The following is a 24,427-nucleotide window of genomic DNA, read 5'->3' as shown; positions in this document are numbered from 1 at the left end:
TGAAAGATTCATTATTTGAATATTATTTTATCTTCCACCTAAAAAAGTATTCACAATTATATCCGAAAAAAAGTAAATCATACCTAACGACAACAATACCGAAAGTGCAAAAGTACTGAGTGCTAGTTTTTTTAATTCAGGATCTAATTCCTTAGGGTTCTTGTTTTTATAAACAGTAATTAAATGTTTGCTCAAAGGAATATACACTAATAAAAATAAGTATTGATCAAAGTGGAAATCGTCTATAATTGCAAAAATTAACACTAAAATCATTGCCGTTACAATCAAAGTATAATGATATATTTTTGCTTTGGCTCCGCCAATTTTTACGACAATTGTGTTTTTATTAGATTTTCTATCGGAAGCTTCGTCTCGCATATTATTCAAATTCAAAACACCAACACTTAGTAATCCAATGGCAATTGCCGGTAAAACCAATTCAAAATCCAATTGTTTGGAGTATAAAAAATTCACTCCTAAAGTACTTACCAACCCAAAAAACACAAAGACAAATACATCCCCAAATCCACGGTAGCCATAAGCGGTATTCCCCACTGTGTAGCGAATCGCAGATACAATTGATAAAATTCCCAACACTAAATAAAACAAGGAATACCATAAATTAGTATCGGTAAAGGCATAATAAATCAATAATATAGCCGACAGCAATGTCAATGCAGATGTGATTATAATGGCGCGTTTCATGGCTCGAGGAGTAATTAAACCGCTTTGTATGGCGCGTTTAGGACCTACTCGATCGGCATTATCCGTTCCTTTCATACCATCGCCGTAATCATTAGCAAAATTTGAAAGTATTTGCAATCCTAATGTTGTCAATATTGCAAAACCAAACAATCGCCAGTTAAAGACTTCCGTTGGTGTTAATATATTGTCTGTTGGGTGCGCTAAAGCATACATGCTTCCCACTATTATTCCAGAAACCGATAAAGGTAATGTACGTAATCGCGCGGCTTCAATCCAATGTTTCATATCTTTCTATTTAAAAATTTTAGCTGTTTATTTGGCTCATTTCTTATTTGATATTCGGTTAAACGATTAAACAAATACTCAAATAACCTCTTTGAACTACATCCAATTGCTATCGGAAGTTTCTATTTTGTACAACCAAAGGTTGACTTGTTGTTTTAGTATTAAATAATTCCCCAGCTGAAAAGCTATATTTCCTCCTGCGGTATGCAATGTTATCGAACCAATATTCAACTTTTTATGCCAGAAGAGCTGCGAAGTTGTAATTGCCTGTATTTTACTGGGCTCAATAATATCATTGCTAATATCCCAAGCACCACTTTGCTTTATTATAAAATTATCGTGGATGAATAATCGGTTATTTATAAATTTAAAATATTGGATTAATCCAATAATAACTACATAAAAAGGCACGACATAACTGTATTCGAAAAATACAGGTTCAAGCCAATAACCTATCGCCATAAATCCCAACAAAGGTAATCCAATTGACAGAAAAATAGAAAAAATAAGTTTGCGAAAATTAGGCAGAAGCATCACTCCTTTTTCAGGAATTTGATGAAACAATAATTTTAAAATTGAATCTCTTTCATTCTCACTACATCCCGGAATTTCTATTACCGACTTGCGTTCTTCTTTTTCTCCACTGGTCGCTTGTCTAATTTTCATTTCCAGAATTCCCAGTTTCTTTTGAAAATAATTCCTTCTTATGGTTGTAATCTGAACTTTTTCAGGTTTTATGATAGTACTTTTTGTGTTCAACAAGCCAAAAGATAATAGTAAAGACCCTCTTTGTCGGGTTATTTTATAATTATAATATTTAAAAACGATTCGTATTACATTAATAACTAATACGATCCCAAACAAAAACGCTATCGATATTAGAATTGTTTGTAACACTAAGTTTTTATCGATATACGAGCCTACTTTTTCTTTATAAACATTGCTTTCATCTCCAAAATTTTGAAAGTTCTCGTAAATCGTACTAAAGAAAATCACCAATAAAGCGATACTTCTTCCATAATTAGAGGTAACTCCAACTTTTAGCAAACTCAAAAAACTTATTTTTATAAAAGGATGCGCAGCTTCAAATAGTTTTTGCTCGGTTTCCTCCAACGAAGTTTCTTCAGTTCCAATTGCACTCTTTAGTTCTTCATTTTCCAACAAACGAAATTTCAACTCTAAAGCCAATTCATGTGAAACGGCTTTGATGGCGCCTTCTTTTTTATTGCTTCCGGCTGTATCTACATCCAATTCATAAACCCCAATTAACTTTTGAAGAAAGGACTGATTTATATTTACTTGTTGAATTTTACGAAGCTGAATAGCAGTTTTGGTTTTATTCAAAACGCCATCTGTAATAACGAATTCTTCATTTTCAGCATCCAAAAAGAAAGTAAAGTTCAGATATTTCAAATAGGAAACAACTCCAATACTCACGAAGATGGCAACCATTCCAACGAAAAAATATAATTTATTAACCTCGTCAAACTTAAAAATCCAAATCACAATCATGGGCCACAACGCTCTTGCGTACTGCTGAAGCGTGTAAAAAAACATCACCAAAATTCCTATTGAAGATTGCCGTTGTGGCTGACTAAAATCGGCTCCCATTACAATTGCTTTTGTATTTTGCCCATCAACAATTGTTTGATATTTTCGGCTTGTTCTTTTTCGATTCCGGGGATTTCAATATCACTGGAACTTCCGCCGGCAGTAAAAATTTCTATTTTGGCAAGTCCAAAATAACGCGAAATAAACCCTTCATGCAATGCCACATGTTGCACTCTATTGTAAGGAATTACGATAGTATTCGTAGCAATAATTCCGTGTCTGAAAAGCACATCATGTTCCCTGAATGCAAATCCTTTTTTTTTGAATCCAATAATAGAAAACACAACTAACATAATCGAAAATACAGGAATTAAAATCCCCAAAATCAACCAGACTCTTCCTGAAAACAATTCAGGTTTAAACATTGAAAGTAGTATTGGAATCAGAACTACTATTGCAATAATTCTCACCAAACTAATCAATACCACTGTAATGTATTTAGGATGCAAATTCGTAAAAGCGACTTCCTCAAACTTAGGAAGCTGATTAATATTGATTGTTTCGTTTGTGAAATTTTCCATTTATAAAATTTAGTTTAAATCGAAAGGTCTTAGGTTTAAAGTTTTTTTAACACAACTTTAAACCTGAAACATTAAACTTTTTTTCATGTTTTGCGACTGAACACTAAAAACTGAACACTGATTACTGAATTACGGCAACCACTTTTTCTCAAAATTCGGTTTTCTTTTCTCGAGGAATGCATTTCGGCCTTCTTTAGCTTCTTCGGTCATATAGGCTAGTCTTGTGGCTTCACCGGCAAAAACCTGTTGCCCTACCATTCCGTCATCGGTTAGATTCATGGCAAATTTTAGCATTTTGATTGCCATTGGTGATTTTTGCAAAATTTCCTGCGCCCATTCGTAAGCCGTATCTTCTAATTCAGCATGCGGAATTACAGCATTCACCATTCCCATATCCATAGCATCTTGAGCAGAATAATTGCGTCCCAAGAAGAAAATTTCGCGCGCTTTTTTCTGTCCCACCATTTTAGCTAAATAAGCAGATCCGTATCCACCGTCAAAACTAGTTACATCAGCATCCGTTTGTTTGAAGATAGCGTGTTCTTTACTTGCTAAAGTCAAGTCGCAAACCACATGCAAACTGTGTCCTCCGCCTACAGCCCAACCTGGAACTACAGCGATAACTACTTTTGGCATGAATCGGATTAAACGTTGTACTTCTAAAATATTTAAACGGTGCTGTCCGTCATCGCCTACATATCCTTGATGTCCGCGTGCGTTTTGATCGCCACCGCTGCAAAAAGAATATATACCATCTTTAGAAGAAGGCCCTTCGGCAGAAAGTAAAACTACTCCTATCGATGTGTCTTCCTGCGCATCATAAAATGCATTGTACAATTCGGCAGTTGTTTTTGGACGGAACGCATTGCGTACATCCGGCCTGTTGAAAGCAATTCTGGCAACGCCATTGCATTTCTTATAAGTGATATCTTCGTATTCTTTGGCAGTAATCCAATCCATTACAATTGATTTAAATTATTTTAGTGTAAAAATAAATCATTTTTTACATTTTATCTATTCTATTTCGATAAGCTTAAGGTAATCCTTCTCTGATTAAAGGCTTTACAATGTTAAAAAACAATAAAAAATCAGCATTTTAACAGTTGCCAATTCAAATTATTTTTAATTTTAGGATAAGCTAATCAGATGAATACAAATTATTTATCTTGATTAATTATTGATTCTTAACTGATTTATTAACCTAAAAAAAGAATACATTGAATACGATTAAAATTATTGTCGCTCCTTTTTCTACGGTAATAACTTATATAAACATTTTTAAAGCCCCCGATAAAGGAGCAAATGATACCAGTATTTGCCCCAGCAAAAAAAAATAAAATAACACCTACGGTTAAATTAAAGATTTATTTTTCTTGTTCTCGCGGAAGTGAGACATTAATAAAAAATTGTTTTAGAAAATTATCTTCCAACACATAGAAAAACCAAAGGCCTTATCGTTACATTATTTCTTAACTCGTAAGCAAGTGATTGTACATTTAAAGACAAATTATTCTTTAAAGTAATTTACGCTTAAGTTAATAACTTTAAAATAGTATAGAGCATACTATTGTTCCTATTAGGTAGATAAATATACTTTAAAAGTAAATTATTGCTGCTAGAATTTAATACTCCATAACAGCATTAAAAAGAGAAAGACTAACCGTTACGATTAGTCTTTCTTTTTTTTTATTCCTTAACCAAGTAAATTCCGTCTTCCTTGATTTCAATTAATTTCTCTCGGTACAAAGCGCCAATGGCTTTTTTGAAGGTTTTCTTACTCATCTTCAAAACCGTTTTAATGTCTTCCGGATGCGAATTATCAGTCAATCGCAAGAAACCTCTACTAGCTCTTAGCTCGTCGAGAATTTTTTCCGCATTCGGTTCTATACTCTGATATCCTTGTACCTGCAAAGCCACATCAATTTTATTGTCAGGACGAATCGTCTTAATGTATCCATGCATGCGGTCTCCCGTACGAATCGCGTCATCATAGACTTCATCTTTGTACATCAAACCTTTGTACTTTTCGTTAATGATTACGTTTATTCCTAATTCAGTGATATGAGAAACGATTAAATCTACCTCTTCCCCCTTTTCAACCGTTAAGTGATCATTTTTTAAAAACTGATTCAATTTACTGGAAGCGACCAAACGATTGGTTTTCTCGTCCATATAAAGGTACACCAAGTAGCGTTTCCCTTTTTCCATAGGACGCGCCTGCTCTTTGAACGGAACCAAAATATCCTTTTCCATTCCCCAATCCATAAAAGCACCAATCTGATTGGTATAATTCACACGCAAAAGTGCAAATTCGTTCAACAATATATACGGCTCTAATGTCGTTGCAACGGGTCTTTCTTCATGGTCTAGATACACAAAAACAATCAACTCCTCGCCTATTTCAAATTCGTTTGGCACGTATTTGTTAGGCAACAGAATATCATGAATTCCTTCAGGATCTTCTTCTGGATTTCCCAGAAACAAACCCACTTTGGTATCGCGTAAAATGGTAAGCGTATTGTATTTTCCTATTTCAATCATTTTCTTTCAATTTCTAAAGCGCAAATGTACGAAGTTTGAAAATAGTAAATTAAGAAACCGTCCACAAAAATATAAAGCCCAAATCCAATTGATATTTTCTTTTTTAGGAGCATAACTTTCCGTTCTTTCATCACGAGTTGTCCCGCTGTCCGCAGTATCTTTCCAGTCCTGAACTTGTTTCAGGATCCTGAAACAAGTTAGGACTGGAAAGGATACTTGCTCCCATCGCGGCTAGATTAGGACTTTTTATTTTTCAAAATAACTAATCCTTTAAAATCTTAAACTTACGCAAGAATAAACAATTCCTAAAATTCAATTTCCCCACAATTTCCTTTTCTTTTTGACTAACTTTGAAAAAACTAAAAAATCCTATTAATGAAACCAGCCTTAATTTTCTCTCTATTCCTACTACTATTCATTTCCCACACCAATTACGCACAAACCACAGTCGATGACCCCGAAATAAAAAAAATGGTAGCCGAGGTAAAATCGGAAAATATGGAAGCTACAGTTCGCAAACTCGTATCTTTTGGCACCCGACATACCTTAAGCGACACCAAAAGCAACACACGCGGCATTGGCGCGGCACAACGCTGGGTAAAATCAGAATTTGATAAATATGCTTTGGCATCTGGCGGAAGACTAACTTCGGTTATTGATTTTTTCACCATCAAAGCCGATGGAAGACGTATCGCTACTGACAGCCAGTTGGGTAATGTGATGGCAACTTTAAAAGGAACAGATCCTACAGATGATCGTGTATTGATTATAAGCGGCCATTTAGATTCCCGTGCTTCCGATGTTATGGATGCCAAATCAGATGCGCCAGGTGCTAATGACGATGCTTCAGGAGTAGCCGCGATGATGGAACTGGCCCGAATAATGAGCCAAAGAGAATTCCCTTTTACACTGATTTTTGTAGCTGTAGTTGGTGAAGAGCAAGGATTGTACGGAGCCAAACATTTAGCTGATGTTGCCAAAGATGGAAAATGGAATGTTATCGCCATGATCAATAATGATATGATAGGAAACAGCTTATCCAGCGGTACTTTACTAAGAGACAATACTAAAGTTCGTGTTTTTAGTGAAACAATTCCGTTCTTAGAAACGGAAGCCGAATCAAAAATGCGTAAATCGACTAATCGTGATAATGATAGTCCATCGAGACAATTAGCCCGTTACATCAAAACGGTTACCAATCAATATGTAGAGCAATTGGACATCAATTTAGTCTATCGAAACGACCGTTTCTTACGTGGCGGCGACCATACTCCTTTTAGTCAAAATGGATTTACAGCCATTCGTTTTTGTGAAATGAATGAAAATTACGATCACCAACATCAAAACGTTCGAAAAGAAAATAACATTCAGTATGGCGACCTTGCTGAATTTATGGACTTTGAATACATGAAGAAAGTTACGTGTTCTAACTTGGCTACTTTTAGTAATTTGGCTTGGTCTCCAAAAGCACCAACCAACGTAGGAATTGAAGTAAAGGATTTGACTAATTTTTCTACTTTAGTTTGGACCGCTCCTGAAGGGAAATCTGTTTATGGCTATAACATTGTGATCAGAGAAACTTCATCACAACATTGGGAAAAAACAATTTTTGTAAAAGATACTAAAGCTGAAATTCCATATTCTAAAGATAACTTTTTCTTCGCTGTTCAAGCCGTTGATGCATTAGGACATTCCAGTTTGCCGGTTTTCCCTTTGCCAATTCGTTAAAATATTAAAAGGTTTTTAAACATTAAAGTAATTTTTAAAGTCACGTTTTTATTAATAGATCTTACTTGATGATTCAATATGACATTAAACAAAAAAGCGTTTGCTCAGGCAAACGCTTTTTTTTATGGATACCATTTATAAATTAAGTATAAATGATAAATGTGAATGATTCGAAAATAATTAAATCAATTCTTTAAAATATTGGAGTAATATGCTGTTGTTTTTCAAGGTTGGCGTGAAAATTTCCAAAATACTTGGTTTTTCATTTTGACCATAGAAAGCAGTTAAACTTGTTGCTAAACTAATTTCATCACTGGCGATACTATATTCAAAACCATACATTTTTGCCAAATGTTCCGCGGTTAAACAATGGGAAGTTTCAAAAAATGTATTGAAAACAGGTGTTTCTTCATGTCCGGGTAAAATTCTAAAAATTCCGCCACCACCGTTGTTGATCAGAATAATCTTGAAGTTTTTTGGAATATAATTGTTCCATAACGCATTGCTATCGTACAAAAACCCAATGTCTCCCGTTATGAAAACAGTCTGTTTATCATTGGCTACAGCCGCACCAATTGCAGTAGAAGTACTTCCATCGATTCCGCTGGTTCCTCGATTGCAATACACTTCAACTGAAGGATCAATAGCTATTAATTGCGCATATCGAATTGCTGAACTATTACTGATTTGTAATTGACAGTTTTTTGGCAAACACTGCATCACTTTTTCAAAAACTTTAAAATCCGAAAAAGGAATTTTGTCTAAATAAATATTACTTTTTAGATTTCGCAACACTTTTACTACGTCGAATTTTTGAAAATAATCGCTTTCTATTGCCTTTGTAAGTGGCAAGAAAGTATCAAAAAACGCATTTGGATCTACTTTAAAATGTTTGGTCAAAGCACCAAAAGTGTCATATGCTCTTAAAGAATCAATATGCCAATGATGTTTGGGTTTGTATTTTCTTAAAAATGCTTTGATTCGTTTAGAAACGACCATTCCTCCAAAAGTGACTAAAATTTCCGGACGAAAATTTTCAAAATCGGCATTCGTAAAAGGTGTAATTATCGTATCGATAGTATTGATAAAAGTATTATGATGCAAGTTCGAAGTCGTTTCAGTCAAAACTACAACCGACTCGTCATTCGCAAAAGCGTTAATTATATTTGAATTGATAACATTCGGTTCATTAACGCCAACTAAAATAATTTTTTTGGAGGAATTGTTCCAAATCGTTGCAAATTGAGAAACGTCTTCGATGGAAATCGGCTGAGTAGCATTTACGGAAGCGACAATATTTACAGTAATGGAAAGCTCCGAAGTGGTTTCATACAATGGCTCTTCAAATGGCGCATTAATGTGAACAGGACCTTTTTGAGTGATAGCCGTATTAATCGCTTCATTGATTTTTAAATCATTTTCGGTCGAAACATCCTCATGCAAATTAGCGTTGTATACTGAATGGTTTTCGAACACATTTTCCTGCCGAATCGTTTGGCCGTCGCCAATGTCGATTTTGCTTTGTGGTCGATCCGCTGAAATCACTATTAAAGGAATCTGACTGTAGAATGCTTCTGCAAAAGCCGGATAATAATTCAATAAAGCGGAACCGGAAGTACAAACCAAAGCCACTGGCTGTTTGGTTTGTTGTGCAATTCCCAATGCAAAAAAACCAGCTGCACGTTCATCAGCAATACTATAACAATGAAAGGCGGGATTATTTACAAAACCTATGGTTAGCGGTGCATTTCTAGAACCCGGAGAAATAATTATGCTAGTGATTCCTTTGGCCAAAAAAATTTCAATAATGCTTTGTGCTAAAGGTATTTTGGGGTAAATCATTGTTTTAGTTTCAAAGAAACAAAGATACAAAGATGTAAAGGTTTTTCTCTAATCTTAAATAGTTTTCTTAAATTTGGAACAAAATATATTCTTTATGGAAATCAAAATAAGACCGGCTGTTTTTACCGATTTAGATACAATTTTGGAAATCATCAATCACCAAATACTGCATAGTACTTCGATTTATGATTATGAGCCACGTGATTTTGAAACCCATAAATTGTGGTTTGAAGACAAACTGGCCCATGATCTACCTGTAATTGTTGCAGAAACTGAAAATGGTGTAATTGGATATGCTACCTATGGAACTTTTCGTCATAAAATAGGCTACCGCTTTACGGTAGAACATTCTGTTTATGTGGCGGAAGAATTTTTAGGAAAAGGGGTTGGAAAATTATTATTGGCAGAACTCATTCAATTGGCAAAAAAACAAAAATACCATACTATGATTGGCGTTATTGACTCCGAAAATAAAGGAAGTATTGCTTTTCATAAAAAATATGGTTTTGAAACCGTGGGCGTTATTAAAGAATCCGGCTATAAATTTGATCGCTGGCTGAGTTCCGTTTTCATGCAGTTGATTTTAGAATAATTGAATTTGTACTAAAATTTTGTTCGTTTTATACTATGATTGACTTTAAAAAATTTATGACTTTAAGACTTGAGACTTTATAGTATATTTGCACAACTAAAAATTTTATGGACTATACCTTACTTTCATCGCCTTTACAGGGATTTACTGATTTTCGTTTTAGAAATGCCCAAAACAAACTTTTTGGAGGAATTGATACGTTTTACTCGCCTTATATTCGATTGAATGGAAAGATGGTGATCAAACCATCTTACGAACGAGATTTGCTTCCTGAAAACAATCTTGACTTAGAGGTCATTCCGCAAGTGATAACAAATGATGCTGATGAATTTTTATTTGTGGCCAAGTATGTTCGAGAATTAGGTTACAAAGAATTAAACTGGAATTTAGGATGTCCTTATCCTATGGTGACCAAATCTGGAATGGGTTCCGGTCTTATCGCTAATCCCGAAAAAATTAATAACATACTTCACAGGGCGCACTCTGAATCTGACATTCTTGTGTCTATGAAAATGCGTTTGGGCTATGATAACAGCGAAGAAATTCTGGATGTTTTGCCTATTTTAGATACCTATCCTATTAAAAATATAGCGATTCATGCGCGCATTGGAAAACAACTGTATAAAGGTGGCGTAAATCTAGATGCGTTTCAACATTGTATTGACAACACAAAACATAAATTGTATTACAATGGCGATATTACTTCAGTGGCTAAATTTCATGAAATGCAACAACGATTTCCCAGTATTGAACACTGGATGATTGGTAGAGGGTTAATTTCGGATCCTTTTTTACCTAGTATGATAAAAAATAATACTTCAGAATATCCTGCGAACAAAATGGAATTATTCAGTACGTTTCACGACACTTTGTATGCTATTTATAGCGAATCCCTTTCTGGATCAACGCATATTTTACTGAAAATGTACCATTTATGGGAATACTTTTCGGCTACGTTTTCAAATCCGCATAAGGTTTTGAAAAAAATAAAAAAAGCGCAAAGTATTCGGAATTATGAGGCGGCTGTTGCGGAAATTTTCAAAAATGAAAAAATTTAAATGAAAAATAAAACCATTAAGAAATTAAGAAAAATTAAGCTCTGATTCTTAATGTAACTTAATTTCTTAATGGTTAGAATTTTTAAATTATTCTATTCATAGTAGAATCGCAAAAAAAATGAGATTCTCATTTAATTGAGAATCTCATTTTAATATTTTCTTTCTAAAATTAGCGGTAGCAGATTATGCTTTAATCCAATTGACAATTGAAGCATCTGTCGGTACTATTTTTGGCGAGATAACTTTTTCAAGCTCTCCTTTTTTATTGATTAAGTATTTTTGAAAATTCCATTCTACTTGTGAATCTTGTAATCCATTTTTAGATTTTTGAGTCAAAAACTGATATACTGCACACATATCATCCCCTTTTACAGAAACTTTGTCCATCATAGGAAATGTTACACCATAATTCATTTGACAAAAAGCAGCAATTTCTTCATTCGTTCCTGGCTCTTGGGAAGCAAAATTATTAGCAGGAAAACCAACAATCACAAACCCCTTGTCTTTGTATTCTTTGTAGATGGCTTCAAGATCTTTGTATTGAGGCGTCAACCCACATTTTGAAGCAGTATTCACAATCATCACTTTTTTACCTTTAAGAGATGCAAAGTCAAAAATCTTACCTGATAAATCGACTACTTTGAATTGGTAAATAGTTTTCTTGGCCATGACAATATTACTTTTATTTAATTTCGTTTTTTTGGTTTGTGCCTGATTTTGACAGCTAAATAAGATTAAAGCGAATGTGGCAATAAATACTAGATTTTTCATATTTAAAATTTTTTATAAAAATAGACAATTATTTGTCTCATCAAAATTTATTTTCAATAAACAAAAGTTAAAAAAAAGAAGCCTGATATCAAACAAAACATCAGGCTTCCAAACAAATAAACAACAAAACTTAAATACTATATTAAAAGGTATAGGTGATTTTACCTTTTGCATAAAACTTTGTATCTATTGTAAAATGAATTTCTTTCACGCTTTCTGTTTCATTCTAAAGTTTTGATTCTGTGGCAAACTGAGTTTCGTTCCATTTGGTATTAAAACGATGCGAACTCAAAGAAAGCAATTAGGATTACAAAAATATTTTTCATCAAATGTTTATAATTGATTCACCTTTTTGTCCAAATTAGGTCCAAGTTCATAAATACTAGAAAGTAATTCCTCCTTAATTGGATGCACTTTTTCGGTTTCTTTATTAGATTTATAGATCATCGCCAAGTGATACTGTACTTTTGGTTCAAATGATTTTCCAGCAACATATTTCTGAGCAATTTCCAATGCTTTTTTATTTTGACCACTATTTAAATAAGACCAAGCCAGCAAATCGTAAGAGTCTGGAGTGGGACGGTGATCCACTTCCACTTTTGCAATTTCTAAAGCTTTCGGCGCCGTTTCTTTTGCATCAGCATATATTAAAACATTGTATTTGTTATACATCGCACCATAATTATTATCTTTTAGCATTGCGAAATAAGCATTTCTGTTTTCTACTTCCTCAGCTTTATTTCCTTCAAATTGTGCTATTTGAGATTTCAATAAATAAAAATCAGGCGTATTGTGTGTCACTTCAATTGCTTCTACAATTCTTTTTGCTTCTGCTGTATTTCTCTCGTGTGAAAAAACAATCCAGGCAATTCCTTTTAAAGCATACGAATAATTTGGGTCTATAGCTAAGGTTTTGAGGTAGCTGTCGTACGATTCTTGAATTCTCCCCGCATGACCATAAAAGTCCCCAAGATTAGAATAAGACCAGATTTTAAGTACTTTATTATCTTCTTTTTCCGCTATATCGCTCGCTTTTTCCATAAAAGTTATCGCAGTTTTCAAATTGCCTTTATGATCATTCCATTTTGCCAAACGAATCAAATAATCATACTCTTTCATATCACGCATAGCATTCAAATTCTTTAAGGCTTCCCGATAATTACCCAATTCCATTTGAACATCAAATAATAATTTTTGAGTTTCTTTCTTTCCTTCGCCTATTGACAAAGCTGTAGTGGCTAAGCCCAAAGCTTCCTTGAAGCGATGTTGCGCAATATAATTTCTTGCTAAAGATCGAATGGTAGAAACCTTAGAATACTTATAAGTGGTATTTGATTGGGTTAGTAAGGTCTCCGTTTTATATAAGTATTTGATATTTCCGGTATATTCAAAAAGTGTAGCATAATTAGAGGCTATCATACTTAAATAACTAATTTGGTTGGGAGCAGCATCGAATTTTTTTTGCCAAAAATCAATTTCGTTATTGGCAAAAGTCATTGATTTATTGTCTTTTACATTCAAATATTTATTGTAATCTGTTATTTTTGTAATTTGTTTTGGTTTGTTATCGCAACTAAAAAGAGATAGGATTGTAAAAACCAATAATGGAATTATTTTTAAAGTTTTCATAATCTGATGTTGTTTGTTTGTTTTTAAAAGAAAAAAAAACAGAGCACTATTAAAATGAAAGTACCCTGTTTTTTTGAAAATATTACCAGGTTGTTGCCAAATAAGGGAAAGAAACTCCGAATGCTTTATCGTTTGCATTTACGTGATCTGAAGTAAGTGCGGCATTTGAAGTTCCCATTGGTCCTCCAAAAATCAACAATAATTCTACATCAATAACATCATCTGCCAAAGCTCTACCAGTTAGAATATTTGTTCCGTCAAAAAATGTTGTTTTTTTAGTTTTGTCAACATTTAATACATCTGTAGCTAAAAGACCAGTCAATTGCGGTGCTGTTTGACCTAATGCATTTGTAGTATATCCTGCATTTAAAGCTAATAATCTAGATTGGAAAATAGATTGGTATTTTGCACCCATCATTGATGGAATTGCTGCGTTAAAATCATCTTTAGGTTGACCGGCTGCAATAAAAACGGTATTTATTGCTGGTCTGGCCATTTGATCTTGCTGAACAAAAGTTCCTGAAAAATCAGCGCTTATTCCCATATCATTGTACGAATCTTTATTATCGCAATTAACAGAAACAACTGCACATGCTAGCGCTAAAGCTATTAATTTGAAATTATTTGTTGTACTCATGATTTTTGTATTTAAGTTTTTGAATTCGTGAATCTTCGATTTCATAATTTTTTAAGTTTTAAATAAAATTAGTTATTGTTTTTTCTTTGTTTCAGCCCAAACATTTAGTTTGTTAGCAGTCCCTAACATTGCTTTTGGAACTTCAACTACTATTGAAAGTACATTTGTTCCTGCAAAAGTGTCTGTACCAGGATTTTTAAATCCAGAAGCTGTTCCTCCAAGGATTGCTTTGAATTGACCTAAGTCAAAAAAGAAAGGATCGTCTCTTGGCCCTGCGAAAAATTTCATTCCGTTTTTCTCCGCAATTAAAGGAGCTAAACCGTAAGTAGAAATGGTTACACTTCCTGACGCAGCAGCAGTTTTAATAGTGCTTGAAGTTCCTGTAGTTGTTGGAGCATAAGGTCCAAAGAAGTACATTTTGTCATCTCTTTTGATAGCTTGAATAACTAAATCTTCAATATTGTCGCCTGTGTTATCAATATTGATTTCAATCATAACATTTTCATTAAATGTTGCTGCGGCTGTAGCATTTGGACTTAACAATCCTTGAGTGTTTACTGCAAATGCAAGATTGTTGGTGTCTTGTCCCTGAAAAGTGTAGACATCAGTAATATCTGCTGCATTACCTGTTACTGCTGGAGCATCAACGTGATCAGCAGCTACTAAAATTAAGCCCGAAACCGCCACTAGCGAAAGACCTAATATCATTTTTGTTTTTTTCATTTTGTTATAATTTAAAAGGTTATAGTAGCATTTACGGGATTGTTTTCGGTTTGGTTTTAAAAATCATAAAAAAAATTAAAAATAAACCATTTAACTACTCAATTAATTGATTATGAAGTATTTAAATTCTTAAATAAAATACAAATATTTTTATTTGGAATTTAATTTAAAGCAGATATCGATTAAATTTGTCAATTGTGACTAAGAATGTATAAGTTTGTATTTGCAAAATAAAAGAATATGACCCAAGATCAGTTATTAGTATTAATTTATAAGAAAGACGAAAAGGCTTTTACACATCTATATGATATGTATTCTAAAAGCCTGTTTGCAGTAATCAATGTTCTTGTAAAAAATAGAGAAGAAGCCGAAGATGTACTTCAGGATGTATTTGTAAAAATCTGGAAAAATATTGATTCGTACCATGAAAGTAAAGGACGTTTCTATACCTGGATTCTAAATATTGCCCGAAATACATCTATTGACAAACTGCGTTCTAAAAATTTTAATAACAGTCAAAAAAACCTTTCTTCAGATAATTTCGTACATCTGTTAGACGACAGTAACAAACTCGTTAATAAAATTGATACTATTGGTATACAAGAATTTGTAAAAAAATTAAAACCAAAATGTATTCAAATAATAGATTTACTGTTTTTTAAAGGGTATACCCAACAAGAAGCTTCTGATGAATTGGAAATTCCTTTGGGAACCGTTAAAACTCACAATCGAAACTGCATTAATGATTTAAGAAATTATTTGAAAGTATAATGGAAGCAAAAGAATATATAGAATCAGGTATTTTAGAGCTCTATGTTTATGGTTTACTTAGTGAAACCGAAAATGAGGAAGTGAATACCATGGCAAAAAATAACTCAGAAATTAACGAAGAAATTATTGCTATAGAGACGGCTATTGTGGCTTTATCTTCCAATTTTTCACCCTTTATTTCTGCGGAGCATTTTGAGAAAATAAAAGAGAAATTGGAACTCAAACATTCAAAAGTTATCGAGCTGGAACCAACTCGAAACTGGTCGCAATATATTGGTTGGGCAGCAGCAGTCCTATTTTTAGTTGGCATTGGTTACCAATACAATAAGTTAGAGCAAACTAACACTCAAGTGGCAAATACCGAAGTGGAGAAAGCAAAAATGGAAAAAGATTTAAATGCTTTACAATTGAAAAACAAAGCTAGCGAAAATAGTTTAGCGGTCGTAAGAGATATAAACAATACTGTTGTAGAACTTGGTGGCCAAACCGTTGCCCCACAATCTTCTGCTAAAGTATATTGGAATAAAGAAACGAAAGTTGTTTATGTGGATGCTGCAGGATTACCGAAACCTCCAGAAGGAATGGTATATCAAGTATGGGCATTAAAATTGAATCCGTTAACTCCTACAAGCATTGGATTATTGGACAATTTCAGGGTTAATGATCAAAAAATGTTTGCTGTAGATAACGCAACTGATGCAGAAGCTTTTGGTATTACATTAGAACCAAAAGGCGGAAGTTTAACTCCTACAATGGAACAATTATATACTCTGGGGAAAGTATAAATAGTACTTCTTCTTAATTATTAATAAAAAAGGTTCAACCGTTAAGTTGAACCTTTTTTTATAAAGATAATTCACAAACTATTTCTTATAGTACTTTCTATATTTTGGATACGAAATAGCTCCAAAAAAAGCAATTGCTCCTAATGAAATCCATATCCAACTTAACGATTTAGCTTCACCACTTGCATAGGAATGCAAACCTACTAAGTGAAAATTCACTCCATAATAGGTAAATAAAATGGATACAAAAGCAAACATACTCATTAGGTTAAATATCCATTTACCACGTAAAGACGGAACAAATCGAGCGTGAATTACAAAAGCATAGACCATAATACTGATTAAAGCCCAAGTTTCTTTTGGATCCCAACCCCAATAACGTCCCCAGCTTTCATTGGCCCATTGTCCACCAAGAAAGTTTCCAATAGTTAGCATAATTAAACCTACTGTCAATGCCATTTCATTGATATAGGTGATTTCCTGGATATTCAAATCCATTTTGGCTTTGTTTTTTTCATTGGTAAACAAAATCAATAATAGTGAAACAGTTCCCAATATCATTCCTAACGCAAATGGACCATAACTTGCAACGATCACCGCTACGTGAATCATCAACCAATACGAATTAAGAACGGGTTGCAAATTAGCTATTTCAGGATCAATCCAGTTCATAAAAGCGGCAAACAAAATCATTGAAGTAACAAATGCTGATGCCGCAACCGTAAGTTTTGATTTTCTGTCAAAAGCCAAACCAAAAAACATTGTTGCCCAAGCCACATATATAATCGATTCATACGCGTTACTCCAAGGTGCGTGACCGGAAATGAACCAGCGCGCAATCAATCCAATGGTGTGTAAACCAAATAATATTCCAATAATTATGTGAAAAGAATTAATCGCGATACGCAATATCTTTTTCTCAAAAATAATATTTAGTATTGTAAAAATTAACATTAAACAACCTACTGTAAAATAAGCCATGAAAAGATTCTTGAAAATATCTGATTTGTTATACAAGATTTCCAATGAAATTTTCTCTTCACTTGGTCTTACTTTAGCTCCAAATTTCTTCTGAAAACCATTTATGCTTTCTAATAATTCGTTAGCTGTTTTAAAATCTTTGGTATCAGCTGCATTGGTCAAAGTCCCAAAATATAATGGCAATACACTTTTAGTATAAGTCGAATCCATTCCCTTCATACCTGATTCATTCAATTCTAAATAGGAAATCCATTTATTATTTGCATCGTTCGGAATAGGGAAAATCTTTAATATTCGTCCGCTTAAAGCCGATTCCATTAGATTAACTTTTTTATCAGTTTCTATAAAGTCCTTTTCGAATTGATTCGGATTGGCATTCTTGAAAGCATCATCCAAGTAACGAGATAGTTTATAATTTCCTTTTTCGTCAAAAAAGGAGATGAAAGGAGCGTATGTAGCTTCTTTATCAATACCAATAATTTTTCGAATGCTATCATTTCCTGCCTTGATATAAATTAAAGGAACTTCAATCCATATTTTTGCATATTCTGTCATCGATAATAATACCTGGTCAGAATTCATTCCATTATAGGTTTCCATATGACTCACTTTTCGCAACAATTCAGATGAAAAAGTATTGATAGGCTTCATTCTTCCTCCGGCGTCTTGGATAACTAATCTTCCAAATTTGGCCGCATGATCTTCAGGAACTTTATATTTATTCAGTAAAGAATCCAGTTGTTTCTCATTTGGTGTCTGATGTTGATGCTCATCATGTTTTTGAGCAAAACCACTGAAGCTGAGCATCAAAACTAAAATCGTAATTAACTTAGCCTTCTTCGCTTTTACTACTTCCAGTTTTCGTTTTAAATCAGCAAAACGGGAATACTTGGTAAACATGATCGACATCATTGCAAAAAACAACATGAAGTAACCGCTGTAAGTAATGGCTGTTCCCCAAAAATCATGATTTACGGATAATACTGTTCCTTTTTCATCAGGATCGAATGAAGATTGAAAAAATCGAAACTGTTTATAATCTAAAACATTATTCATAAAAATTCTGGCATCAAATGATTTTGTTGAATCCTGAACGGTCACCTGGCTTTCAAAAGAAGAGTAGCTCTTCTCCGTTCCAGGATATTTTTTGGCGATAAAATTATTCAGTTTTATCTTGAAAGGCAAGACATAAGCCTTACTTCCGTAGAATAAAGTATACTCTATATTCCCTATTTTTACTGTTTTGGATTCTCCAATTTTACCTTTAGAACCTAGTATTGTAACTTCTTTCTGTTGTCCTTGAGCAGATACATTCAAAACCAAAGCATCTTCGTGATTCTTTGCCTTAAAATCATTTTTTGAATCATACGCAATTACACCTTTCACCGCAGGATCTGGAAATACAAATCGCATTTCACCAATAGTATACAAAGAACGCATCATCAATGGTTGCGCTGCTCCTTTAGCCACTTTACCCTGTAATTTATCAGCCATACGCATATAATTACCTTCAAATGGTGTTTGGATAGTGCTCGTATTGCCGGCAATATTTATATTTATAGCTCCTTCAGTATATTTATTCAATGAAAATAATACATTATGTATATTTTGAATTTCACCTTCTTTTAGCATGTGTTCATGACGTCCGCCATCACCTGCTTCTACTATTTTAAAATACAAAGTACCTTTAGTATCCGGTTTGATGATTTCTTTTGCACCCAAAATAAAATTTTTATATTCTACTTTGAATTCAGTATCAGCAAATTTATCTGAAATAGAAAAATTATTATTGGTAACTGGCGAAAGCAACAAAGGTTTTTCAAAAACTCTGCGTTTCATCTCGCCTTTGTATTCACCATCAACAAAAACGGTAAGAAAGGTTTTATCTGAAAAAACTTGATTTTCTGCAGCGCCTTCGCGAATAGGCATCATACCTTCATAACTAATATATCGGGTAACGAATGCTCCCAAAAGAATAAAGACAAAAGACAAATGGAGTAACAAAGTCGCCCATTTTTCTTTTTTCAATAATTGATAACGCTTAATATTTCCTATGAAATTGATCATAAAAAACACCATAATGGCTTCAAACCACCAAGCGTTGTAAATCCAAATTTTTGCGGTATCAGTATTGTATTTGCTTTCGATAAAAGTTCCGGCTCCCATTGCAATTGCAAATGATAAGAAAAGGATAGCCATTAATCGTGTAGAGAACAAAATAGAGAATATTTTTTTAATCATTTGTAGGGTATTTCATTTCGTATAAAGTGTCACAAAAGTACTTAAAAATGTTGACTTTTATATTTGTACAATTGTTAATTTAATCCAAAATTAAGACTTTTTGTTTTCTGATAAAAAAATGATTTTACTACCAATTTCACTTCACAAACGAACATAAAAAGCGATCAAAAACACTTAATATTTTTTTGCTAATTTTGCCCTATGACTAAAGTAATAATTATTGGTTCTGGAAATGTAGCCCAACATTTGATTGTTGCCTTTCAAAACTCCCAAAACATAGGAACAGAAATCGACTTGATTCAAGTTTTTTCAAGACAAAAAGAAAGTCTTTCGCACTTACTGGATTTAAATAAAATCACAGATGATTTAGAGGCTTTGGAAGAAGCTGATTTGTATATCATTGCCGTTTCTGATGATGCAATTGCTGCTGTTTCTTCGCAACTTTCTTTCAAAAACCGTTTGGTGGTGCATACTTCCGGAAGCATTCCCTTGAATGCTTTGGATAATGATAACCGTAAAGGCGTTTTCTATCCCTTGCAAACATTTACTAAAAATAAAGAAGTTGATTTTGAAGTCATCCCAATTTGTTTAGAAAGCGAAAATGCCACTGATTTTCAATTATTGGAAAAAGTAGCAAAAATGATTTCCGATAAAGTTTTCGCCATTAATTCTGAACAACGAAAAGCATTGCATGTTGCGGCTGTATTTGTCAATAATTTCACCAATCATTTGTACCAAATAGGAAGTGAAATTTGTCAGGAAAATCAGGTTCCTTTCGAAATTCTAAAACCTCTAATTGCAGAAACGGCACAAAAAATAATGGTACTTTCGCCGGAGGAAGCACAAACAGGACCGGCAAAACGCAATGACAGTGCAACTATTGAAGCACATGAAGCGTTTTTATCCAATGAAAACCATTTAAAAATTTATAAAACCTTAACACAATCTATACAGCATAATGGCAAAAAGTTATAAAGAAATAATGAACGATATCACCACTTTTATTTTTGATGTCGATGGCGTACTAACTGACAGCTCTGTTTTTGTAACTAATGAAGGAGCTATTTTGCGAACTATGAATATTCGTGATGGTTATGCCATGAAAGCAGCTGTGGAAAGTGGTTATAATGTCTGTATTATTTCAGGCGGAAGTAATGAAGGCGTTAGAATTCGGTTAAGAAACCTTGGTATTACTGACATATATTTAGGAACACCAAACAAAGTAGAGACCTTTGATGAATATACGGATGTTTACAATATAAATCCAGAACACGTTTTGTATATGGGAGATGATATTCCTGATTATCATGTCATGAAATTAGTTGGTTTGCCTACTTGTCCGCAAGACGCAAGTCCTGAAATTAAGGCGATTTGTACATATATTTCGCATATAAACGGTGGAAAAGGAGCCGCTCGTGACGTGATTGAACAAGTGATGAAGGTGCAAGGAAAATGGATGGAACATTTTGACGGGAAACACGATTAGTTGCTATTTTAAAATATTGAATTATAAATTTTAAATGAAATAAATGTTTCCATTTCTAAAACTAATCCGTTACCAAAATTTACTGCTGCTTGCATTTATGCAACTCATTTTCAGATATGGGTTTTTTAAATTTCAAAGTATCCCATTGTCCCTAGCAGATTGGCAATATTTATTATTAGTCTTATCCACCGTTTTACTTGCAGCAGGTGGTTATGTGATCAATAATATAGTTGACCAAAATACGGATAACGATAACAAACCGAATGATGTAGTTGTAGGTAAAATAATTTCTGAAGCAAAAGCCTACAATATATATGTTGTGCTTAATTGTGTTGGTGTGGGTATTGGATTTTACCTATCAAATGTGATAATGAAACCTGGTTTTGCTTCTATTTTTATTTTGATTGCCGCCACCCTTTATCTTTACGCCACAAGTTTAAAACAAATGGTTCTCATAGGAAATATAATTGTGGCTTTATTGCTCGCTTTCAGCGTTGTTATAATAGGAATTTTTGATTTATATCCTGCTACTTATGAAGGAAACCAGGCACAAATGTCTATTATTTTCTCTATTCTTTTAGATTATGCGATTTTTACTTTCTTCCTTAATTTTATTAGGGAAATCGTTAAAGATTTAGAAGATGTAAATGGAGATTATAATCATGGAATATATACTTTACCAGTAGCTGTAGGGATTAGCAGAACCACTAAAATCGTTTTTGCATTAAGTTTTATCCCCATAATAGGCATTCTTTTTTATATTTATAACAATTTGTTCCTTTTAATTTACACCACTATTTACTTCTTATTTTTTGTAATAGGACCACTACTATATTTCACAATAAAAATTTGGAATGCAAAAACAAAAAAAGACTTTAATCAATTGAGTTTGTTACTAAAATGGATACTTTTTTTCGGAATTTTATCTATTGTTGTAATCACCATAAATATGAAATACAATGCTTAAAAATAAATTACAAAAATACAATCTGATTCTTGCTTCGGGTTCTCCACGACGTCAACAATTCTTTAAAGATTTAGATTTGGATTTTGAAATCCGATTAAAAGAAATTGAAGAAGTATACCCTCGGGAATTAAAAGCCGCAGAAATTACAGATTATTTGGCTGCATTGAAAGCAAGTGCTTTTGAAGGCGAATTACAACCGAATGAAATCCTTATAACAAGTGATACGATTGTTTGGCATAATAACAAAGCTTTGGGGAAACCAAAAAATCAGCAAGATGCTTTTGAAATCCTGAAATCATTGTCGAATACAACACATGAAGTGATTACCTCGGTTTGTTTTAAAAGTACTTCAGAAACAACGGTTCTTAATGAGCTGACTAAAGTTACTTTCAACGAATTAAGTGATGAAGCTATTGCCTATTATTTGGAAAATTACAAACCGTATGATAAAGCAGGTGCTTATGGTATTCAGGAATGGATCGGTTTTATTGGCGTTTCAAAAATTGAAGGTTCTTACGCCAATGTGATGGGTATGCCTACTGATAAAGTATATGAATATTTAAGTAAATTAGCCTAATAAAATCATGGGTATAAATCTAATTTTCGATTATACAAAAGAACTAATTGGTACAGGAATACTTTTGATTGTCTACATTTCATTACGATTGATAACTACAAAATTAGTAAGACGTTATGCTGAATCAAGTCATACTCTGGAGCATCGAACAAATTTAGTAATTAAATACATTCATTTATTTATTAACATTGTAGCGTTTATAGCTTTAGTCTTAATCTGGGGAGTGCAGACCAAAGATATTTTTATTGCTCTTTCCTCCATTACAACAGTAGTAGGCGTTGCCATGTTTGCCCAATGGTCTATTTTGAGTAACATCACATCTGGTATTATTTTGTTCTTTTCTTTTCCGTTTAAAATTGGTGATATAATAAAAATTCATGACAAAGATTTCCCTTTTGAAGCTGAAATCGAAGATATCGGTGCTTTTCATGTGTACTTGAAAACTCTTGATGGAGAAATGGTTATCTACCCTAACAACTTACTTTTGCAAAGAGGAATTTCAATAATGAAAAATCATTTTGATGATAAAGAATTTATAGATTAAGTGCAATTTTTCAGAACTACAATTTATTTTGATTCCAATGATAAAACTATTTTACTGTTTATGTGGCAATTATATAACTATTTTTAAAAAATCTATAAATATCAGAGTTTTTATTGCATCATATTTGCTTGTTAAATTTTAAATTATATCTTGTTCCCATTTAGTGCAATATAAATACAACGAAAAATATGAATGACATTATAAAACTTCCATTCTACGCAAAACTTGCATTGATTTTAGTAAGCCTAATTTGTTTTGGGTATATTTTTTATATTGGTCAAGAAATCTTAATCCCAATCCTGTTGTCTTTTATATTCGCCATATTATTAAGACCAATTGCTCATTTTATAAGACATAAACTCCATTTCCCGCATGTTATAGCAGTAATGATAACTGTCTTGTTATTTATTTTATTTTTTATTGGGCTTTTTGCATTTTTATCCCTTCAAATTAGTGAAATGGCTAATGATTTTAATAAAATTGAGAGAAACATTAACATTCACATTCATAATATTCAACAATATATCCGAGAACATTTCAATATAAGTTCCAGAGAGCAAAGACAATATTTAGATACTGCGACTGAAGATTCAATGGAAAAAGGGAAAGAAATGATAGGAACGACTTTAATGTCGTTTACGGATACGCTAATCAACCTTATTTTAATTCCTATTTATGTCTTTTTAATCCTTTTGTACAGAACCCATTTTATGTTGTTCTTTTCAAAATTAATAAAAAAAGAGTATCACCCGAAATTGCAAGATATTTTATCTCAAATAAAAGTAGCCGTAAAAAGTTATATTGTTGGTTTAATTATAGAAATGATTTTGGTTTCCATATTAACAACAGTTGGATTTATGATAATAGGCGTTAAATATGCTATTTTGTTGGGAATTGTTACAGGAATTCTAAATTTAATCCCTTATGTTGGAATATTGTTTGCAGGTGTTTTAAGTATCGTAGCATCGCTAACTGGATCTCCCGACTTATCCATAATTGTTGGTGTAATTGTAGTCAATATAATTGTACAATTAATTGACAACAATGTTTTAGTGCCATTAGTTGTAAGTTCAAAAGTCCAAATAAATGCATTCGTTTCCATCGTTGGGATCATTATTGGTGGTGCAATTTCTGGAATTTCAGGGATGTTTTTGGCTATTCCTATAATTGCTATTCTTAAAGTAATTTTTGACAGAATAGAATCTTTAGAGCCTTGGGGTTATTTAATGGGGGATGATTTACCAAAAACATATACTTGGCGCAATATTAAATTACCTCTTTTTGATTCAGAAACATCAGTAAAAAAAATCATAATCAAAACGGATATTACTGTTCCTATGTTTACGGAAACCACTACTGAAAATGATATGAGTAGAACTAATGATGAAAATTTAAATTCTCAAAATTAGAAGAATCACACCAAATTAAAGTA

22 protein-coding genes are annotated in these 24,427 nt (G+C 33.0%); 11 read left to right on the top strand and 11 right to left on the bottom strand.

Annotation, left to right across the window (positions count from 1 at the left end; all coding sequences use genetic code 11):
* Positions 1–27 precede the first annotated feature (27 nt).
* The 5 genes from menA to C4S35_RS10780 all read right to left on the bottom strand — a co-directional run bounded on the left by menA (position 28) and on the right by C4S35_RS10780 (position 5,663).
* A complete protein-coding gene (menA, locus tag C4S35_RS10800; RefSeq protein WP_104000175.1) occupies positions 28–990 on the bottom strand; it encodes a 1,4-dihydroxy-2-naphthoate octaprenyltransferase in 963 nt (320 codons plus the stop codon).
* Between the two features lie 96 nt (positions 991–1,086).
* The gene (locus C4S35_RS10795) at positions 1,087–2,601 is read right to left on the bottom strand and encodes a PH domain-containing protein (RefSeq protein WP_104000174.1); all 1,515 of its coding nucleotides are present in this window, start codon (positions 2,599–2,601) and stop codon (positions 1,087–1,089) included.
* Positions 2,601–3,122 carry a PH domain-containing protein gene (locus C4S35_RS10790; protein ID WP_104000173.1) on the bottom strand — a complete coding sequence of 174 codons (522 nt, stop codon included), beginning with the start codon at positions 3,120–3,122 and terminating at the stop codon, positions 2,601–2,603. The genes C4S35_RS10795 and C4S35_RS10790 overlap by 1 nt, the downstream gene beginning before the upstream one ends.
* A gap of 129 nt (positions 3,123–3,251) precedes the next feature.
* The gene (locus tag C4S35_RS10785) at positions 3,252–4,082 is read right to left on the bottom strand and encodes a 1,4-dihydroxy-2-naphthoyl-CoA synthase (RefSeq protein ID WP_073354068.1); all 831 of its coding nucleotides are present in this window, start codon (positions 4,080–4,082) and stop codon (positions 3,252–3,254) included.
* Positions 4,083–4,808: 726 nt separating this feature from the next.
* A complete protein-coding gene (locus tag C4S35_RS10780) occupies positions 4,809–5,663 on the bottom strand; it encodes a CvfB family protein (RefSeq protein WP_104000172.1) in 855 nt (284 codons plus the stop codon).
* A gap of 375 nt (positions 5,664–6,038) precedes the next feature.
* On the opposite strand from C4S35_RS10780, the gene C4S35_RS10775 reads away from it, so the two are divergent.
* Positions 6,039–7,391, top strand: a complete 1,353-nt coding sequence (locus C4S35_RS10775) for a M28 family metallopeptidase (RefSeq protein ID WP_104000171.1) — start codon at positions 6,039–6,041, stop codon at positions 7,389–7,391.
* A 180-nt stretch (positions 7,392–7,571) separates the two neighbouring features.
* Here C4S35_RS10775 and menD read toward each other — a convergent pair whose 3' ends face one another.
* Entirely contained in the window at positions 7,572–9,233 is a 1,662-nt protein-coding gene (menD, locus tag C4S35_RS10770) for a 2-succinyl-5-enolpyruvyl-6-hydroxy-3-cyclohexene-1-carboxylic-acid synthase (RefSeq protein WP_104000170.1), read from the bottom strand.
* A 94-nt stretch (positions 9,234–9,327) separates the two neighbouring features.
* Between menD and C4S35_RS10765 the strand changes: the two genes are divergently transcribed.
* Together C4S35_RS10765 and C4S35_RS10760 are read left to right on the top strand one after the other, a co-directional pair.
* Complete coding sequence (locus C4S35_RS10765) at positions 9,328–9,825, top strand: GNAT family N-acetyltransferase (RefSeq protein ID WP_104000169.1); 498 nt, start codon at positions 9,328–9,330, stop codon at positions 9,823–9,825.
* A 107-nt stretch (positions 9,826–9,932) separates the two neighbouring features.
* Positions 9,933–10,883: a tRNA dihydrouridine synthase gene (locus C4S35_RS10760; RefSeq protein WP_104000168.1), complete on the top strand. Its 951-nt coding sequence runs from the start codon at positions 9,933–9,935 to the stop codon at positions 10,881–10,883.
* A 183-nt stretch (positions 10,884–11,066) separates the two neighbouring features.
* On the opposite strand, the gene C4S35_RS10755 is transcribed toward C4S35_RS10760, so the two are convergent.
* The 4 genes from C4S35_RS10755 to C4S35_RS10740 all read right to left on the bottom strand — a co-directional run bounded on the left by C4S35_RS10755 (position 11,067) and on the right by C4S35_RS10740 (position 14,643).
* Positions 11,067–11,654, bottom strand: coding sequence for a glutathione peroxidase (locus tag C4S35_RS10755; RefSeq protein WP_104000167.1), 588 nt, complete (start codon positions 11,652–11,654; stop codon positions 11,067–11,069).
* Positions 11,655–11,987: 333 nt separating this feature from the next.
* Positions 11,988–13,283, bottom strand: a complete 1,296-nt coding sequence (locus C4S35_RS10750) for a tetratricopeptide repeat protein (RefSeq protein WP_104000166.1) — start codon at positions 13,281–13,283, stop codon at positions 11,988–11,990.
* Between the two features lie 82 nt (positions 13,284–13,365).
* A complete protein-coding gene (locus C4S35_RS10745; RefSeq protein ID WP_244175251.1) occupies positions 13,366–13,920 on the bottom strand; it encodes a DUF4331 family protein in 555 nt (184 codons plus the stop codon).
* A gap of 72 nt (positions 13,921–13,992) precedes the next feature.
* Entirely contained in the window at positions 13,993–14,643 is a 651-nt protein-coding gene (locus tag C4S35_RS10740; RefSeq protein ID WP_104000164.1) for a DUF4331 family protein, read from the bottom strand.
* Positions 14,644–14,883: 240 nt separating this feature from the next.
* Here C4S35_RS10740 and C4S35_RS10735 point away from each other — a divergent pair, with 240 nt between their 5' ends.
* Positions 14,884–15,414, top strand: coding sequence for an RNA polymerase sigma factor (locus C4S35_RS10735; RefSeq protein WP_104000163.1), 531 nt, complete (start codon positions 14,884–14,886; stop codon positions 15,412–15,414).
* Entirely contained in the window at positions 15,414–16,199 is a 786-nt protein-coding gene (locus C4S35_RS10730) for an anti-sigma factor (RefSeq protein WP_104000162.1), read from the top strand. Before C4S35_RS10735 ends, C4S35_RS10730 begins: the two co-directional genes overlap by 1 nt.
* 78 nt (positions 16,200–16,277) lie before the next feature.
* Here the strand turns inward: C4S35_RS10730 and C4S35_RS10725 are convergent, their stop codons facing one another.
* On the bottom strand, positions 16,278–19,421 hold the full coding sequence (locus tag C4S35_RS10725) for a cytochrome c biogenesis protein CcsA (protein WP_104000161.1): 3,144 nt from the start codon (positions 19,419–19,421) through the stop codon (positions 16,278–16,280).
* 201 nt (positions 19,422–19,622) lie between these two features.
* On the opposite strand from C4S35_RS10725, the gene C4S35_RS10720 reads away from it, so the two are divergent.
* The 6 genes from C4S35_RS10720 to C4S35_RS10695 all read left to right on the top strand — a co-directional run bounded on the left by C4S35_RS10720 (position 19,623) and on the right by C4S35_RS10695 (position 24,404).
* Positions 19,623–20,396 carry a Rossmann-like and DUF2520 domain-containing protein gene (locus tag C4S35_RS10720; RefSeq protein WP_104000160.1) on the top strand — a complete coding sequence of 258 codons (774 nt, stop codon included), beginning with the start codon at positions 19,623–19,625 and terminating at the stop codon, positions 20,394–20,396.
* Complete coding sequence (locus tag C4S35_RS10715) at positions 20,380–20,907, top strand: KdsC family phosphatase (RefSeq protein ID WP_104000159.1); 528 nt, start codon at positions 20,380–20,382, stop codon at positions 20,905–20,907. The genes C4S35_RS10720 and C4S35_RS10715 overlap by 17 nt, the downstream gene beginning before the upstream one ends.
* Positions 20,908–20,950: 43 nt before the next feature.
* Positions 20,951–21,874, top strand: a complete 924-nt coding sequence (locus C4S35_RS10710) for a geranylgeranylglycerol-phosphate geranylgeranyltransferase (protein WP_104000158.1) — start codon at positions 20,951–20,953, stop codon at positions 21,872–21,874.
* Positions 21,867–22,451 carry a Maf-like protein gene (locus tag C4S35_RS10705; protein ID WP_104000157.1) on the top strand — a complete coding sequence of 195 codons (585 nt, stop codon included), beginning with the start codon at positions 21,867–21,869 and terminating at the stop codon, positions 22,449–22,451. The genes C4S35_RS10710 and C4S35_RS10705 overlap by 8 nt, the downstream gene beginning before the upstream one ends.
* 7 nt (positions 22,452–22,458) lie before the next feature.
* A complete protein-coding gene (locus tag C4S35_RS10700) occupies positions 22,459–22,995 on the top strand; it encodes a mechanosensitive ion channel domain-containing protein (RefSeq protein WP_425269144.1) in 537 nt (178 codons plus the stop codon).
* A gap of 188 nt (positions 22,996–23,183) precedes the next feature.
* Positions 23,184–24,404 (top strand): AI-2E family transporter, encoded by a 1,221-nt coding sequence (locus tag C4S35_RS10695; RefSeq protein WP_104000156.1) that lies wholly within the window; start codon positions 23,184–23,186, stop codon positions 24,402–24,404.
* Positions 24,405–24,427: the final 23 nt, after the last annotated feature.

This window comes from Flavobacterium urumqiense (assembly GCF_900108015.1).
Lineage (GTDB): Bacteria > Bacteroidota > Bacteroidia > Flavobacteriales > Flavobacteriaceae > Flavobacterium > Flavobacterium urumqiense.
Note: the sequence above shows the minus strand (reverse complement) of the source record. Positions and strands in the feature narration are given on the sequence as shown.